Source organism: Aquidulcibacter sp. (assembly GCF_044346625.1).
Taxonomy (GTDB): Bacteria; Pseudomonadota; Alphaproteobacteria; order Caulobacterales; family Aquidulcibacteraceae; genus Aquidulcibacter.
This window is the reverse complement of record NZ_JBIIYV010000003.1, coordinates 59,797-74,644: the sequence shown is the minus strand read 5'-3', so window position 1 is coordinate 74,644 and position 14,848 is coordinate 59,797. Positions and strand designations below refer to the sequence as shown.

Annotated in this window: 15 protein-coding genes; 9 read left to right on the top strand and 6 right to left on the bottom strand. The window is 58.0% G+C overall.

Annotated elements, in window-relative coordinates; genetic code table 11:
- Nucleotides 1-172 precede the first annotated feature (172 nt).
- A complete protein-coding gene (locus ACIQ20_RS02190) occupies nucleotides 173-460 on the bottom strand; it encodes a YciI family protein (RefSeq protein WP_395776988.1) in 288 nt (95 codons plus the stop codon).
- Nucleotides 460-1,452 carry an NAD(P)H-dependent glycerol-3-phosphate dehydrogenase gene (locus tag ACIQ20_RS02185; RefSeq protein ID WP_395776986.1) on the bottom strand — a complete coding sequence of 331 codons (993 nt, stop codon included), beginning with the start codon at nucleotides 1,450-1,452 and terminating at the stop codon, nucleotides 460-462. The genes ACIQ20_RS02190 and ACIQ20_RS02185 overlap by 1 nt, the downstream gene beginning before the upstream one ends.
- A 101-nt stretch (nucleotides 1,453-1,553) precedes the next feature.
- Here ACIQ20_RS02185 and ACIQ20_RS02180 point away from each other — a divergent pair, with 101 nt between their 5' ends.
- Nucleotides 1,554-2,141: a TetR/AcrR family transcriptional regulator gene (locus ACIQ20_RS02180; protein ID WP_395776984.1), complete on the top strand. Its 588-nt coding sequence runs from the start codon at nucleotides 1,554-1,556 to the stop codon at nucleotides 2,139-2,141.
- Between the two features lie 489 nt (nucleotides 2,142-2,630).
- A complete protein-coding gene (locus ACIQ20_RS02175; protein WP_395776982.1) occupies nucleotides 2,631-3,599 on the top strand; it encodes a glycosyltransferase family 2 protein in 969 nt (322 codons plus the stop codon).
- Here the strand turns inward: ACIQ20_RS02175 and tsaD are convergent.
- Nucleotides 3,596-4,705 carry a tRNA (adenosine(37)-N6)-threonylcarbamoyltransferase complex transferase subunit TsaD gene (gene tsaD / locus ACIQ20_RS02170; protein WP_395776980.1) on the bottom strand — a complete coding sequence of 370 codons (1,110 nt, stop codon included), beginning with the start codon at nucleotides 4,703-4,705 and terminating at the stop codon, nucleotides 3,596-3,598. The genes ACIQ20_RS02175 and tsaD overlap by 4 nt on opposite strands.
- A 50-nt stretch (nucleotides 4,706-4,755) precedes the next feature.
- On the opposite strand from tsaD, the gene hemC reads away from it, so the two are divergent.
- The 4 genes from hemC to ACIQ20_RS02150 are packed head-to-tail and all read left to right on the top strand — an operon-like array spanning nucleotide 4,756 to nucleotide 9,276.
- A complete protein-coding gene (gene hemC / locus ACIQ20_RS02165; protein ID WP_395776978.1) occupies nucleotides 4,756-5,721 on the top strand; it encodes a hydroxymethylbilane synthase in 966 nt (321 codons plus the stop codon).
- The gene (locus tag ACIQ20_RS02160; RefSeq protein ID WP_395776976.1) at nucleotides 5,714-6,442 is read left to right on the top strand and encodes a uroporphyrinogen-III synthase; all 729 of its coding nucleotides are present in this window, start codon (nucleotides 5,714-5,716) and stop codon (nucleotides 6,440-6,442) included. The genes hemC and ACIQ20_RS02160 overlap by 8 nt, the downstream gene beginning before the upstream one ends.
- Before the next feature lie 27 nt (nucleotides 6,443-6,469).
- On the top strand, nucleotides 6,470-7,786 hold the full coding sequence (locus tag ACIQ20_RS02155) for a COG4223 family protein (RefSeq protein WP_395776974.1): 1,317 nt from the start codon (nucleotides 6,470-6,472) through the stop codon (nucleotides 7,784-7,786).
- Nucleotides 7,783-9,276 (top strand): heme biosynthesis HemY N-terminal domain-containing protein, encoded by a 1,494-nt coding sequence (locus ACIQ20_RS02150; protein WP_395776972.1) that lies wholly within the window; start codon nucleotides 7,783-7,785, stop codon nucleotides 9,274-9,276. Before ACIQ20_RS02155 ends, ACIQ20_RS02150 begins: the two co-directional genes overlap by 4 nt.
- 6 nt (nucleotides 9,277-9,282) lie before the next feature.
- Here the strand turns inward: ACIQ20_RS02150 and ACIQ20_RS02145 are convergent, their stop codons facing one another.
- A complete protein-coding gene (locus tag ACIQ20_RS02145; protein ID WP_395776970.1) occupies nucleotides 9,283-10,134 on the bottom strand; it encodes a thymidylate synthase in 852 nt (283 codons plus the stop codon).
- A gap of 175 nt (nucleotides 10,135-10,309) precedes the next feature.
- On the opposite strand from ACIQ20_RS02145, the gene ACIQ20_RS02140 reads away from it, so the two are divergent.
- The 3 genes from ACIQ20_RS02140 to ACIQ20_RS02130 all read left to right on the top strand — a co-directional run bounded on the left by ACIQ20_RS02140 (nucleotide 10,310) and on the right by ACIQ20_RS02130 (nucleotide 11,944).
- Complete coding sequence (locus ACIQ20_RS02140; RefSeq protein WP_395776968.1) at nucleotides 10,310-11,272, top strand: oxidoreductase; 963 nt, start codon at nucleotides 10,310-10,312, stop codon at nucleotides 11,270-11,272.
- Nucleotides 11,273-11,577: 305 nt separating this feature from the next.
- On the top strand, nucleotides 11,578-11,709 hold the full coding sequence (locus ACIQ20_RS02135; RefSeq protein ID WP_395776966.1) for a hypothetical protein: 132 nt from the start codon (nucleotides 11,578-11,580) through the stop codon (nucleotides 11,707-11,709).
- A 46-nt stretch (nucleotides 11,710-11,755) separates the two neighbouring features.
- A complete protein-coding gene (locus tag ACIQ20_RS02130) occupies nucleotides 11,756-11,944 on the top strand; it encodes a hypothetical protein (RefSeq protein WP_395776964.1) in 189 nt (62 codons plus the stop codon).
- A 31-nt stretch (nucleotides 11,945-11,975) separates the two neighbouring features.
- On the opposite strand, the gene ACIQ20_RS02125 is transcribed toward ACIQ20_RS02130, so the two are convergent.
- Nucleotides 11,976-13,292: an NADH:flavin oxidoreductase/NADH oxidase family protein gene (locus ACIQ20_RS02125; RefSeq protein WP_395776962.1), complete on the bottom strand. Its 1,317-nt coding sequence runs from the start codon at nucleotides 13,290-13,292 to the stop codon at nucleotides 11,976-11,978.
- A gap of 59 nt (nucleotides 13,293-13,351) precedes the next feature.
- On the bottom strand, nucleotides 13,352-14,755 hold the full coding sequence (gene lpdA / locus ACIQ20_RS02120) for a dihydrolipoyl dehydrogenase (RefSeq protein WP_395776960.1): 1,404 nt from the start codon (nucleotides 14,753-14,755) through the stop codon (nucleotides 13,352-13,354).
- Nucleotides 14,756-14,848: the final 93 nt, after the last annotated feature.

Sequence of the window (14,848 nt, the reverse complement as noted above, 5' to 3'; positions counted from 1 at the left end):
AAGAGGGGCTTCAAATGCGCCCTCCAACACGCCTTCACCGGCTTCGCCGGAGCTTCCCCGCGAGTGGGGAAGCTGTCCCGAAGGGACTGAAGGGGTCTTTTCCGTGCCATGAACGCTCCACAACGCGCACGGCGAGCTATAGGTCAATCCCAAAGGGAGAGGGGAGAGCCCCCTACAAATTCCCCACTACCATGCGGAACGGATGGATCGTGTGGGACTTAAACACGCCCGCGCGTGCATAGGGATCGTTCGCGGCAAAGGCCTCCACTGCCGCCTGATCGGCCACATCCAAGATAAAGTGCGAGCCGATGGGCCCGCCGTCTGGGGCGTTCAATACGGGCCCCGCTAATTTCACCGCAGCGCCGAAAGTGCCGACATAGTCCAGATGCGCGGGGCGGGTGGCCATGCGCTTATCCAAGGCACCCTCATAATCCAAGCATGTCAAAAGAAATAAAGTCATTAGTCTACCTCCACCTTGAATGGGCGCGAAAGAAGTTTGCCAATGGCCTGTGCCACATCCACGCGTCCAGCCAAGATGGCAGCGACGGCCTCACAAATCGGCATGGCAACGCCCTTGCTGGCGGCAAGGTCGAGGAGCGCTGGGGCGGTTGAGGCCCCTTCGGCAATGCTACGTTTTCCCGCTGCTGCCGCTTCGAAGCTCTGCCCCTGGCCTAAGGCATAGCCCAAAGCAAAGTTGCGCGAAGTGGCGCTAGAGCAAGTCAGAACGAGATCGCCTAAGCCGCATAGGCCCGCCAATGTGCGCGGGTCGGCACCCATGGCGACGCCAAGCCGGGTCATTTCGGCAAAGCCGCGTGTGATCAAAGCCGCGCGCGCACTTTCCCCCAAGCCCCGGCCCTCGGCCATCCCACAAGCTATCGCTAGGACGTTTTTGACCGCGCCTCCGATTTCTGCGCCGACCAAATCTGTTGCCAGATAGGGTCTGAAAGTCGAGATGCCGATTAAGTCGACCAAGCGCGCGCCAACGCTAGGGTCGCTGCAAGCCAAAGTGACTGCCGTTGGCAGGCCGATAGCGACGTCTTTTGCAAAGCTCGGCCCCGATAAAACAGCCCCAACGCAGTCGGGCAAGACCTCTGCTAGTACATCGGTCATCAGCTTTTGCGTGCCTTGCTCAATGCCTTTCGAGCACAGCACAATGGGCGTGCCTGCGCGCACATGGGGCGCGAGCACGGTCAAGGTTTGGCGCATGAACTGGGCCGGCACCACCGCTAGAATGGCGTCTGCAGAGGCCAAGTCAGGCAAATGCCCCGTGGCCCTAATGCGCGGTGACAGCTTAACCTGCGGCAAGAAAAGACTATTTTCGCCAGTAGAACGGATGCTGTCCAGCACTTCCGGCTCCAGCGCCCACAGGCAGACATCGTGCCCAGCGGTGGCCGCAACTTGCGCTAAAGCCGTACCCCAAGCCCCTGCCCCAAGGATGCCAATTTCTGCCATGTTAAGCCCGCTTCCCCTGTGTAAATTTGACGCTGGCGTCAGGTTTGTAAAGACTGAACATTTTGTTGATTGTTCATCATTTCCAGTCTAAGGGGTTTCGCATGGATGAGAAAGCAGAAACCCGCGATCGTATCTTGGAAGCCGCAGGTCGGCGCTTCGAGCATTACGGCTATAGCAAAACCACGATGTCGGAGATCGCCGCCGATCTCAAGATGTCAACGGGGAATCTTTACAGATTCTACCCTTCGAAGCTCGACATTGCTGAGGCACACGCCCTTGCACATGAATGCGACGAGGACGCGATGATGGAAGCCATCGTGGCATCTGGCTGCTCCGCCGGTATCCGGCTGCGCGAATTCCATCGCGTGATCCTTGAGCACACCTTCAAGCTGATCGACGAGAGCAAGAAGATTTTCGAGCTGGCGCAAGCCATCTCGCGCGAGCGCCCGGCCTATTCCAATCGTCGATTGGCGATTGAGCGTGTCTATCTGGTGCGTATGTTAGAAGATGGCATCGCGGAGGGTCTGTTTGAGCAGCACGACAGTCTCGACGAGCTTGCAGAGATGATCCAATGCGCGACCATGAAGTTTCGTTTTCCCCAACTCTATAATTGCTTCCGCATTGATGTGCTTCGACGTGAGCTCGAAGGCACGATGGACCTGATCTACAAGGGCCTGCTGAAGCGCTAAATCGAACAAGCCCGCGCCCCAAAGGCCGGGCTTATTTGTACCTTTCCAATAATTAATGAACGATATGCAAATTGTTCATTGACAAGCGTGCAGCGTTTCCCTATATAGACTGCACAAACAAAGAAACAGAAACGGATCCTCCCCATGACCAACACAAATTCGAACCCACATTTTTGGAGCTTGATGCTCGCAACTTTCCTCGTCGCTTCTATCCTCACCCCAATTGGTGAGTTGGCAGCGCGGGCAGCTGGCTACTAAGCAGTTAAAGCTGGGGTCCACCCGGCTCGGCTTTGCCAGAACCCTTTTCCAAGCCCCACGTCTCCCCCCCCAAATCAGACGTGCTACTCTGCCGCCAAAGCTTGATGCTTTGGCGGCATTTTCATGTGCTAGACCCAAAGCTTGGTAAGAAATGAGCGACGCTTTTGTGCGATTAGGATTGCCAGCTGCGGGCTACCCCGCGCCCCTACCCGCCACAAAGGCATGTTTGTCGTGACCAAATCTGCGTCAGAAGCGCTCACCCTCAGCGTGATCATACCCACCTTTCACCGCCCAGACGGTGCCTTGGCGGCTGTGCGCTCTGTTTTGGTGCAAACGCATGCGCCATCGCTGGAGATCATTCTGGTCGACAATGATGCCAATCAATCCTGCAAACCCATTGCCGACCAATTGGCACTGGAAGCAGGCCAAACGCCCTTCACCTATGCCGTGGAGCCCGCAGCTGGGGTCGCCAATGCGCGCAATAAGGCGGTTGGTTTGGCCCGTGGGACGTTTGTTGTTTTCTTGGATGATGATGAAGTGGCGAAGCCAGATTGGCTGGCGAACTTGATCCGCGCGCAACAAGAGACAGGTGCCGATGTGGTTTTCGGCCCGATTGAGGCCCGCTTACCTGCGGAGCACAACGTGCCCCACACCTATTTTCAAAACTTCTTTTCCCGCCGCCTAGACGGGCCAACGCGCTTGATTGAGACCCCCTACGGATGTGGCAACAGCCTGTTGAAGCGCGAAACGGTTTTGACAAAGGCAGAGCCCTTTAATCCTGCTGCCAATGAAACGGGTGGCGAGGACGATATCTTGTGGCGGGAAGTGGTTGCCAGCGGTGGCACCTTCGGCTGGGCACAGGATGCGTGGGTGTATGAAGACGTGCCGCCAAGCCGTGCGACTTGGGCCTATTTGACCAAGCGCGCTTTTGCCTTTGGTCATAACACCACGGGCCAATGGTATAATCGGGCCGACAGGGACTATGTCCGGATGGTCATTTCGATGTTCAAAGGGGTCGCCCAAGCCTTGGCCTTGGCCCCCTTGGTCGCGCTCTTATGGATCGCGCGGCATGACCGTTTGGCCTGGGCCTATGACAAGATGTGGCGCGGGCTTGGCAAAGTCTTCTGGTTCGGCCCGTTCCGCGTTGGCCTTTACGGGGCAGCCGCACAAAAGAAGCAGCTCGCGGCGCAGAAGGCTTAAGCCTTCGCCCCTTTACGCCCGGTCTTATACATGGGCGCAGCGCGGGCAGCTTCAGCATCCAATGGCCAGCGTGGCCGGGCTGGCGCGTCCAAATCGTCTGAGATGCCTTGTGCCAAGCGCTCTGCCCCCGCCAAGGCGATCATGGCAGCGTTGTCGCCACAATAGGCCAAAGCCGGGGCAAAAAAGGACCAGCCAAATTCTTCGCACAAGGTTTCAAGCCGGCTACGCAAAACCAGATTTGCCGCAACACCGCCTGCCACGACAAATCGGCCACATTGTCCCTCGGGCAGCACCATCGCCGCCATCGCCTGACGCGTGCGATCAACAAGGACATCGCCAACAGCGGCCTGAAAACTCGCACATAGATCAGCAATGTCTTGCTCGCTCAACGAGCCCATTGCGGCGGCTTCGCGTGCAACAGCGGTTTTGAGGCCAGCAAATGAGAAATCGCATCCGGGTCGGCCCTTAAGGGGCCTTGGTAGATCGAACCTCCTGGGATCGCCCGACCGCGCGGCACGCTCCACCGCTGGTCCACCGGGATAGCCGAGGCCCAGAACTTTGGCCGTCTTGTCAAATGCTTCGCCCACGGCATCATCAATCGTGGAGCCCAAACGCTCACACCCATCTAGGCCCGCCACGCGTAACAACTGGCAATGACCGCCAGATACCAGCAGCAACAAATAAGGAAAGGGCACATCGGCTTCGAGGCGCGGCGATAGCGCATGCCCCTCTAAATGATTGACTGCGACCAGTGGCAGACCCCGCGCCAAAGCGATCGCCTTGCCGGTCAACAGGCCCACCATAACCCCACCGATCAGGCCAGGACCTGCGGTTGCTGCCACGCCTGTCAGATCTTGAAACCCTAATCCAGCCTTGCTCATGGCCTGCAGAATCACATGATCAATCACGTCGACATGGGCGCGGGCCGCAATTTCGGGAACCACACCGCCATAGGGGGCGTGCGCGTCGATCTGACTGGCGATGATGCTGGACAAAACGCGCGCACGACCATCCTGCAAGACAACCACTGCGGCAGCCGTTTCATCGCAACTTGTTTCTAGTCCAAGGACAATTTGTGGACCCGAATGGAGGATCTGTCCGCTCATGCTGGCTCCGAAGCTTGACCTGCCTTGCCACTAGGGGTGATTAGTATGAGATGCAACGCTCTGAACTGGAACCTATCATGCGTATTGGTGCTCGCGGCTCCCCTCTTTCGCTGGCCCAGACCGGCCAACTCCGCGCCCTTTTGGCGCAAGCTTTGGGTATTCCAAGCGCAGAGATCGAAGATCGCCTGCCCATCATACCGATCACCACCACCGGGGATCGGATTCAAGACCGGCCTTTGAGCGAAGCGGGCGGCAAAGGCCTGTTCACGAAAGAGTTGGATGACGCCCTGTTAGAAGGCCGCATCGATTGCGCCATTCACTCTCTCAAAGACGTGCCCACCCAATTGCCAGACGGCATTGTGCTCTTGGCCGGGCCAGAGCGTGAGAATAGACGTGATGCCTTGGTGACGGTCGCAGGCATGGGACTCAGTGACTTAAAGCAGGGCGCTGTGATCGGCTCCGCCAGCTTGCGACGTGCCGCACAATTGTTGCATGCCCGCCCGGACCTCACCATCGTGTCCTTGCGCGGCAATGTCGGCACGCGGCTTGAAAAGCTTAAAGCTGGCCAATGCGATGCAACCCTGTTGGCCGCAGCAGGTTTGGCGCGACTGGGCTATAGCGACGTGCCGCATGTCTTGTTGGACCCTGTCGCTATGCCACCGGCGATTGGCCAAGGGGCTTTGGCCATTACGGCACGGGCGGGCGATGCGGCAACCGCAGCTGCTTTCGCCAAGATAGCTGACCCGGTGACAGAGATTGAAGTAGCCGCAGAGCGCGCTTTCTTGACCGCCCTAGACGGGTCGTGCCGCACCGCCATTGGCGCATTGGCAAGCCTTGATGCTGCAGGCACCCTGACCTTTATCGGGGAAGCCCTCCAAGCCGATGGGCAAGAGCGCTGGCGCTGCGACGGAACGCTGACCCATGCAACAAAGGACACAGCAAAAGCGCTGGGAACAGAGCTCGGCCACAAGGTCAAAGAAATGGCCGGCAATGCCTTTGCCGGGGCGCATGGATGACATGAAAGCCTGTGTGATTACACGGACGGAGCCAGGTGCCCATGCCACTGCAGAGGCAGTGCGTGGGCTTGGGCTGACCCCGTTGATCATGCCAGCAGCGCGGGTCGAAATAACCCCTGCGACCCTTGATCTGACAGGCGTGCAAGCGCTGTTGATGACGAGTGCGGCAGCCGCGCGCGCCATTCAGGTCACAAAGACTTTGAAGGCTTTGCCACTTTATGCGGTAGGTGATGCGACCGCTGAAGCGGCTGTTGCCGCGGGCTTTGAAAACGTCATCTCGGCTGGCGGTGATGGGGCCACCTTGGCCGTCTTGGCCGCAGACCGCATGAGCCCACGAAATGGGGCCTTGTTGCATTTGCGTGGCCGCGAAGTTGCCGGTGATGTCACAGGTATGCTGCGTGCTTGTGGCTTTGAAGCGCGCCATGTTGAGGTCTATGCCACCCATGACAATCCTGATTTCAAAACCAGTATTTCAGAGCAACTGACCGACCAAAGTGGGTTTATCTTGATCCACTCGCCAGCTGGCGGCCGACGGCTTGCTGCCGCTGTAAGCGATTCGGTGATGAACTTGGGCGCTTGGCATGTGGTTGGGCTGTCATCTGCATGCATTAAACCACTGGAAGAATTAGGGTTTAAGTCTATAAATGTCGCTGACTCACCCGACGAAGAGGCGTTGATGGCGACTTTGCGCGACGAAGTTGAAAAACAAAGCCTTGAGTGAATGGGCGCAGCAGAGTTTAACTAGATTATGGCTGATGAAAAACTTCCCCCAGACCCGCTTGATTCGACTGTAACGCCTGAGCCGAAGGTCGAGAAGAAACCTGTTTCAGACCCGTTTCTGGACGCCCAATTGCGGGCAGTTGGCTCTGGTAGCGCGAGTGCAAAGATGAGTGAGCCCAGCGCGAGCAGTCCAGTCTTCCCATCTTCAACACCGGCAACGCCAAGCGCACGGCGTGGCGGCGTTGGACTATTCACGGTTTTGATTTTCTCGACCGCTGCTGCCTGTGGTGGTGCGGTTCTCGCGCTAGTGGCCCTTGGCCAACCGGGCTTGATGAAACAAGTTGGGTTGGGCCAGCTGGTCGCCCAAACGCAGGCCGATCCAAACCAAGCTGGGCAGCAAATGGCCGCCGTCGCAGCGCGCTTGGCCGCGCTTGAGGGCCGCGTCACCCGCCTAGAAGGGCCAAAACCGGCTTCCCAAGCAGCGCCCCCCATTGATCCTGCAGCCCCAGCACCTGCTCCAGCAGTGGATACAGCAGCCCTAGATGGCGAGCTTAAAGGTGTTTCAGGCCGCGTAACGGCAATTGAAACCCGTTTGGCAGCGTTGGACCCAACCGGTGCAGGTGGGGCCATTATCGCGAGCCTTCAGGCTGAAATTGCCGGTCTGAAGATTATGGTCCAGACCCTGCAAAGCCAAGCCGCACAAGCCCCGTCACCGGGCGTGACTTTTGCCGTCATAAATCTGGTTGAAGCCGCCAGTCGGCCCGGCCCCTTCTGGCCCGAGTTTGAGACCGTGCGTGCAGCTTTGCCCGGCCTGCCCGAAGTGGCGGCCCTGGAAGACTTTGCCCGCAAAGGCGTGCCCACACGCACCCTGTTGCAAGAACGATTTGCCGCACTCGAGCCCGCCATTGTCGCGAGCGACCGCGCTGCACAAAAGGAGAGCGGTTTTTGGGGTTGGATCAAGGGCTTCTTTACAGACCTCGTGCGGGTTGAGAAAGTGGCCGATGTCAATGGAACCAGCGCGCAGTCGAGTTTGTTGCGTGCTAAGGTCAAGCTCGATCAAGGTGATTTAGCCGCCGCCGTTGAGGAAGTTAAAGCCATCAGCCCTGCTCCCGCTGTCGCAGCCGAATGGATAGAAGGAGCCCAAAACCGCCTGACCCTTGAGAGCCGATTGGCGGCTGTGCGTGGCGCTGTTGAGCGCGGAACGCGCGTGCCACCCCCGCAAGCCCCCGCCGCCGTGCAACCCGCCGCGCAAAGCGCGCCTGTTGGCATCATTCCTGCAGCGCCGGGCCCTGTTGGTTCTCCTAAAGCACCGGCAGCCCAACAGAAGCAAGGAAATCTGCCATGAAACTGATCCGACTGATCCTCCTGATCATTTTAGGACTAGCGATGCTGGCAGGCTTTGTTTTTCTGGCCAGTCAGCCCGGCGAAATTGTTTATAATGACGGCGTAAAGAAGGTCAGTGTCGGCCCAGGCGTAGCGGCTGCCATGCTGATGGCGGCCACCATTTTAATGACCGCCACTTGGGGCATCATTGGCTGGCTTTGGAGCTTGCCCGGGCGCATGAAGCGCGCCCAGCAAGAAAATGCGCGTAAAAAGTGCTTGGACACCCTGGGCCTATCGATGGCGGCATTCGAAAGTGGCGAGATTTCTGAAGCCCGTCGTCAGGCGCAAAAGGCGTTGGGCTTTGCCCCAGATGCCGCAAGTGCCAAGTTCTTGGCCGCTAAGTCTGCGGTCGTGGCGGGCGATGGTGCCGCGGGCGAACGCCTTTATGGCGAATTGACCGATGTGGCGGGCTATGGCGTCGCAGCCCGTCGCGGTTTGGCAGAGCTGGCGCTAAACCGCGGCAATATGGCGGCCGCCATTTCCCACGCTGAAGCGGCCTTGCAAGGCTCGAAAAAAGCGCCTTGGCCAGCTGAATTCCTGTTCAATCGTCGCGTCTTGGCCGCCGATTGGGATGGTGCTTTGGCGGCCCTTGATGATGCGGAGAAGCGTGGCTTGGTTGGTCAAAAGACGGCCACTCGCAGGCGGGCTGTGGTTCTGGCAGCAGCAGCCCACCGTGCAGAGCGCATGATGGAGCCAGCCCAAGCATTAGAATTGGCACAACGTGCTAGCAAATTTGCGGCGGGCTTTGCCCCGGCCGCTGTGATGGCGGCCCGGCTCCAAGCCATTATCGGCAAGCAATGGCAAGCAGCGGGCACCTTGGAATCCGCTTGGGAGGCTGCCCCACACCCTGCGTTGGCGATTGCCTATAAGGACCTGAAGAGCGAAGAGACCCCTCAGGCGCAAGCGCGCTGGCTAGATGGTCTCATTCGCCTAAATCCCAATCATCGCGAAAGCCGCATTCTTGCCGTCGAACAAGCCTTGCTGAACCAAGATGCGGTGACGGCCATTCAAGGTCTAGACCCTCTGCTGGCAGAACGCCCGACCTCACGTGTCTTGGCCTTACGGGCTGCGGCGGCCAAAGCCGCAGGTGATGAAGCCGGCGCACGTGAATGGCTGGCCAAGGGAGCGAATGCGCCGCGCGAACCCGATTGGTCTGACCTTGACCCAGATGGCAGCGCCTTTGCCTATGAAGATGCCGACTGGGCACGCTTGATCGAATCCTATGGCGAGCGCGGCCTGTTGATCCATCCCCGCCTTGAACGGTCAGATACTGAGCGTTTGGTGGCCCCAGAGCTTGCCGCTTTGACCGAGCGCACGCTGGCACCGGGCACGCAGGGTTCTGATGCCCAGCCTTTGGTGCCCGATGATCCAGGTATTGGGGCTTTCGATGGCCTCGGCGCGGACGAGGATGAAACACCACCGTCTGGCAAAAAATCCTGGTTGAACTTCTAACGCGCTTTAGACTGCAATATCAGCCTTGATGCTTGGATGCGCTTGATAGCCTTCAAGTTTGAAGTCGCCATAGTTGAAGGCAAACAGGTCTTGAACGTCAGGGTTTAGCTTCATGCGCGGCAGGGCCAAAGGCTCCCGCGAGATTTGTAGGCGCGCTTGATCGAGATGGTTCAGATAAAGATGCGCATCACCCAAAGTGTGCACAAAGGTGCCAGGCTTGAGGCCTGTGACTTGCGCCATCATTAGGGTCAACAAAGCATAGGATGCGATATTGAACGGTACGCCGAGGAACACATCGGCTGAACGCTGATACAATTGGCAAGACAATTTGCCGTCGGTTGAGACGTGAAACTGGAACAAGCAGTGGCAAGGCGGCAGGGCCATATCGTCCACATCAGCGGGGTTCCACGCAGAAATCACATGGCGGCGAGACCAGGGATTGGCCTTTAAGGCGGCAACTAACTGGGTAATTTGATCGATAGAGCGACCATCTGGTGCTGCCCAAGACCGCCATTGCTTGCCATAAACTGGGCCCAACTCCCCCTCAGCATCAGCCCATTCATCCCAAATCGAGCAGCCATTTTCTTTCAGCCAAGCAATATTGGTTTCCCCGCGCAGGAACCACAAAAGCTCGATGATGATGGAGCGGGTATGCAGCTTCTTGGTCGTCAACAGCGGGAAAGTGTCGGCGAGATCAAACCGCATCTGGCGACCAAATACGCCTAACGTGCCCGTACCTGTGCGATCCTCGCGCTTTTGGCCATTTTCCAAGATATCGGCCAGCAGGGCCTGATAAACACGGTCTGCATGGTTTGCAGGAGCCGTCTCTGTTGCAGGGGAAAAATGTCCGTCAGCCATAAAGTTTCTAATCCTGTCTTGGTTGCGCCCACTCTAACACCACGATTCGGCCAGACCAATGGATATGTGGTTGGCCACTGCAGGCATTGTGCACAGACGACACACACGTTTTGGCTTTGCTTCGCGCCTGAGTTGGTCCACAAACTTAGGAAAATAGACTGTGAGGGAGACGAAAGTGGCACACATCTCAGAATTACAAAAACCGCTCAATTCAGGCTTTGGCATGCGGTCTTCCGCGATGGATGTGATCCAAGGCATTGACTTGACCGGTAAGACGGCCGTGGTGACGGGCGGTTATTCCGGTCTTGGCTTGGAAACAGTTCGAGCTCTCGCCAGCGCCGGGGCCCGTGTGATTGTTGCAGCGCGCCGCCCAGATGCGGCTGCCACGGAACTCGCAGGCATCGCTGGCAAGATCGAGATTACCGCACTCGACCTAGGCGACCCAACCAGCATTGACGCTTTTGGCGAAAACTTGAGCGGACCAGTTCATATCCTGATCAATAATGCCGCCATTATGGCCAACCCGCTGACACGCGACAGCCGCGGCTACGAAAGCCAATTTGCTACCAATCATTTGGGTCATTTCCAATTGGTCGGCCGCTTGTGGGATAATCTGGTCGCAGCCAAAGGCGCACGCGTTGTTTCCGTGTCCTCAATCGGTCACCGCATCGGCGCGCCAGACCTGAGCGACCCCAATTTTGAGACTACGCCCTATGACAAGTGGGTCTCCTATGGCCGCGCCAAAAGCGCCAATAGCCTGTTTGCTGTGGAGTTGGACGCACGCGGCAAGGCTCATGGCATCCGCGCATTCTCATTACATCCCGGCGGGATCATGACGAACCTTCAACGCCATTTGCCGCAAGAAGAAATGATCGCGATGGGCTGGATGGACAAAGAAGGTAACCTAAACCCTCTGTTCAAAACGACAGAGCAAGGTGCCGCCACCAGCGTCTGGTGTGCGACGTCTCCGCAACTGGATGGCATGGGCGGGGTCTATTGCGAAGATTGCGACATCGCGGTGCGCCATGTTGCCGGCGGCAAAGCCCATGGTGAAGTGCGCGATCATGCTGTGGACCAAGATGCCGCTCGCGACCTCTGGGCACTGTCAGAAAAATTAACTGGTATTTCATATGGTTAAATCCAAAAATCAGCAAATTTGTAATAATCAACCAAAGTAAGATCCGACAAGATCAAAACAGTCACATAGGCTCGTCTCAATTGCAGCGCAGCAGGAGGCAAAGCCTGTGATGAGATTGACGAAGTCTATGACGCTGATCAGTTTGCTTGGCCTATTTTTGGCAATTGCGGCTGCTGCCCGGAATCTTGAGCGCGGGGAAACGGGCCAAGTCAGCAAGGTGCTCGACGGGAATAGCTTTGTTCTCGACTCTGGGCTTGAGGTGCGCCCAGCGGTGTCCGGCCCGTTGACATTTGGGGCCACGGGCCATGCAGAACCTAGAACGCTTGGTCTTGGGCAAGAAGGTTGAGCTGCGCCATGATAGCCTGCGGCGCGACCGGCGTGGCCGGGCTATCGCCCATGTCTTTGTGCCGCAGGGCCCAGGCAAAGAGGCGGTCTAGGCCCAATCGACCTAGCGCAAAAGTGGTCTGGCGCGCGCTCACACCAATGCCGGCAATCGCCGCGCGGTGGGGGGATGGCTCACCCGATATTCTCGCGCTTCAGGGCCGGACCATCCGCGTGCGCGGCTATGTGCGCAATTCCAACGGCCCCAGCGTTTGGGTCGACCATCCTGAGAAGATTGAGTTCATCATGACCCCCGCTGCCCCGCGTCAGCAGGCGAGCGTGAAAAAGTAAAGGAGCGCTTCGCAGCCGTGGCTAGCGGTCCTCAAACCGGCGACACCGGTGGTCCACCCCGGCGGGCTTGGATCAAGCGCTTGGACAGGCCCGTCACCTCGTCCATGGCTTTCAAGGGTGACAGGTTTGGCTCGGCCGGCTGCCCCCGGCCAAGGCGGTAGAATTGGCTATAATACCAATAAATACCAGCAAAGCCCTGGATCGTGCGGATGAGTTTAATTGGGGACTTTGGCCCAAAGAAGCCTGGCCGCTCCTGCAGCTGTCGTTCCCAAGCCGGCAAATGATCTTGCGTGCCATCTAACAAGGCATTGGCGGCTTTAAGGTCGATGGTCAGCGGGCGGGCGATGCCAATGACGTCGACGCCTTCGTCTAATGCGGCTTGCATGCCAGCCAAGGTGCGCAAACCACCAGTCAACATGAGCGGCATCGTCACTTCGCGACGCAATGAGCGGGCAAAGTCGATGAAATAGGCTTCGCGCGCCAAAGTCGAAGCGCTTTTGGTGGGTCTTGGAGCTGTCGGGTCCAAGCCCTCCATCCCCATCATTTCAGGAGCCTCATAATTGCCACCGGAGACCTCCAGCAAATCTACGCCCAGATCTTGCAGCCATTTGGCCACTTGCACGGAATCCTCTGTGGTCAGCCCGCCCTTTTGGCAATCCGACGAATTGAGCTTCACGCCAATGGCAAAGCGCGGGCCGACTGCAGCGCGCGTCTGGCGCACCACTTCCAACAAGGGCCGCGCCCGGTTCTCGAGCGAGCCGCCGTAGAGATCGGCGCGCTGGTTGGCCAAGGGATTAAGGAAAGAAGACAAAAGATAGCCATGGGCGGCATGAATTTGCACGCCAGTGAAGCCAACACTTTGGCAGGTCAGGGCCGCTTGCACATAGGCTTGGATAACAGCCTCGACTTCGTCAGCGGTCATGGCTTGGGGCTCGCCAAATTGACCACCGGGAAGGCCCAATTTCACGGCGGAGGGTGCCTTAGGATTGGGATTGACCAGTTTCTGGGTTTGTCGCCCGGCATGGCTGATTTGCGCCCAAAGCTGGGTGCCGTGGCGGGTACCCGCTTGCGTCCAAGCCCGCAACGCCGTTTCGGCCTCTGGCGATGGGGAGCCTGACAAGACGACATTGCCCGGCCGCTCCAAGTGATCGGCATCGATGACCACATTGCCCGTAATCAACAGGCCGCAACCGCCCTGCGCCCAGCCTTCATACAGGCGAACCAAACCGATGGTCGCCACGCCTTGACTGTCGGCCAAGCCTTCGGTCATAGCCGCCTTGGCCAGTCGGTTTTTAAGGACCACCCCGCACGGAAGCGTGAGAGGGGTTTGGATCATTGTCGTGGCCATTGCCGAACTCCCGCTTGTTCTATTCAACTGGCTGAAACCAGAGAGCCCTGCCGGGCAGACTACATTTGCATGACCCAGCCATCAACGGCCTTACTGGCTTCGCGCATGGCTTCCGACATGGTGGGGTGGGCATGGCAGGTGCGGGCAATATCTTCGGCAGAAGCGCCAAATTCCATGGCGAGGCAGGCTTCGCCAATCATCTCCCCAACGCCGACGCCAATCATATGCACGCCCAGGATCCGGCGGGTTTCGGCATGCTCGAGAATTTTCACAAAACCATCGGTCTCGTGATTGGTGCGGGCACGGCTGTTTGCCATGAAGGGGAATTTGCCGACTTTGTAGGGGGTCCCCGCAGCCTTTAACTCTTCTTCGGTTTTGCCGACGCTCGCGACTTCCGGATTGGTATAAACCACGCCTGGAATGACGTCGAAGTTCACATGGCCAGACTTGCCCGCCATGATCTCGGCCACCGCAGCGCCTTCTTCTTCCGCCTTATGAGCTAGCATCGGGCCATAGGTCACATCGCCAATCACATAAACGCCGGGGGCGGTCGTGGCCCAATGGGTGGAGGGGATAAAGCCGCGCGCATCGGTCGCAACCCCAACTGTCTCCAGCCCCAAGCCTTCAGTATAGGGTTTGCGACCGATGGAAACGAGCACGACATCGGCTTCCAGTACTTTGTCGTCGCCGCCTTTGGCGGGCTCTACCGTCACTTTCACGCCAGTACCAGTATTTTCGACTTGGGTGACCTTGGTGCCGAGCTCGAAAATCAGGCCCTGTTTCTTCAAGATGCGCATGAATTGGGTAGAGACTTCGCCGTCCATCGTGGGCGTAATGCGGTCGAGATACTCAACCACGGTCACTTCGGCACCCAGACGACGCCAGACCGAGCCCATCTCAAGGCCGATATAGCCCCCGCCAATCACGATCATTTTCTTTGGCACAGCGGCCAGCTTCAAAGCGCCCGTGGAAGAGACGATCCGCTCTTCATCAATGGTCACGCCGGGCAGAGACAAAATGTCAGAGCCTGTGGCAATGACGATATTCTTGGTAGCTAGGGCAGAAACCACGCCATCGGCTGCTGTCACATTCACCGTGCCAGGCCCCGCAATCGCGCCCATGCCAATCAAATAGGTGATTTTGTTCTTCTTCATCAAGAACTCAACGCCCTTGGTCAAACCATCGACGGCATCATCTTTCTGCGCCAACATTTTGGCGAGGTTGAGCGAGACGCCTGTGACTTCAATGCCCATATCCGCAAAGTGGTGTTGAGCGGCTTCATAGGCCTCTGACGCGTGCAGGAGGGCTTTGGAGGGAATGCATCCGACATTCAAACAGGTTCCGCCCAAGCGACCGCGCTTTTCAACAATGGCGGTCTTCAGTCCCAGTTGGGCTGCCCGAATGGCGCAATTATAGCCCCCTGGTCCCCCGCCGATGATGACGACGTCAAATTGTTCTGCCATGAAAAAAGCTCCTGATTGGATGGTTTCAACGACCGCTCTTACGCCCCTTGGGGTGCAATCGCTACATAGGGACGGACCAAATTCTGTAATTGG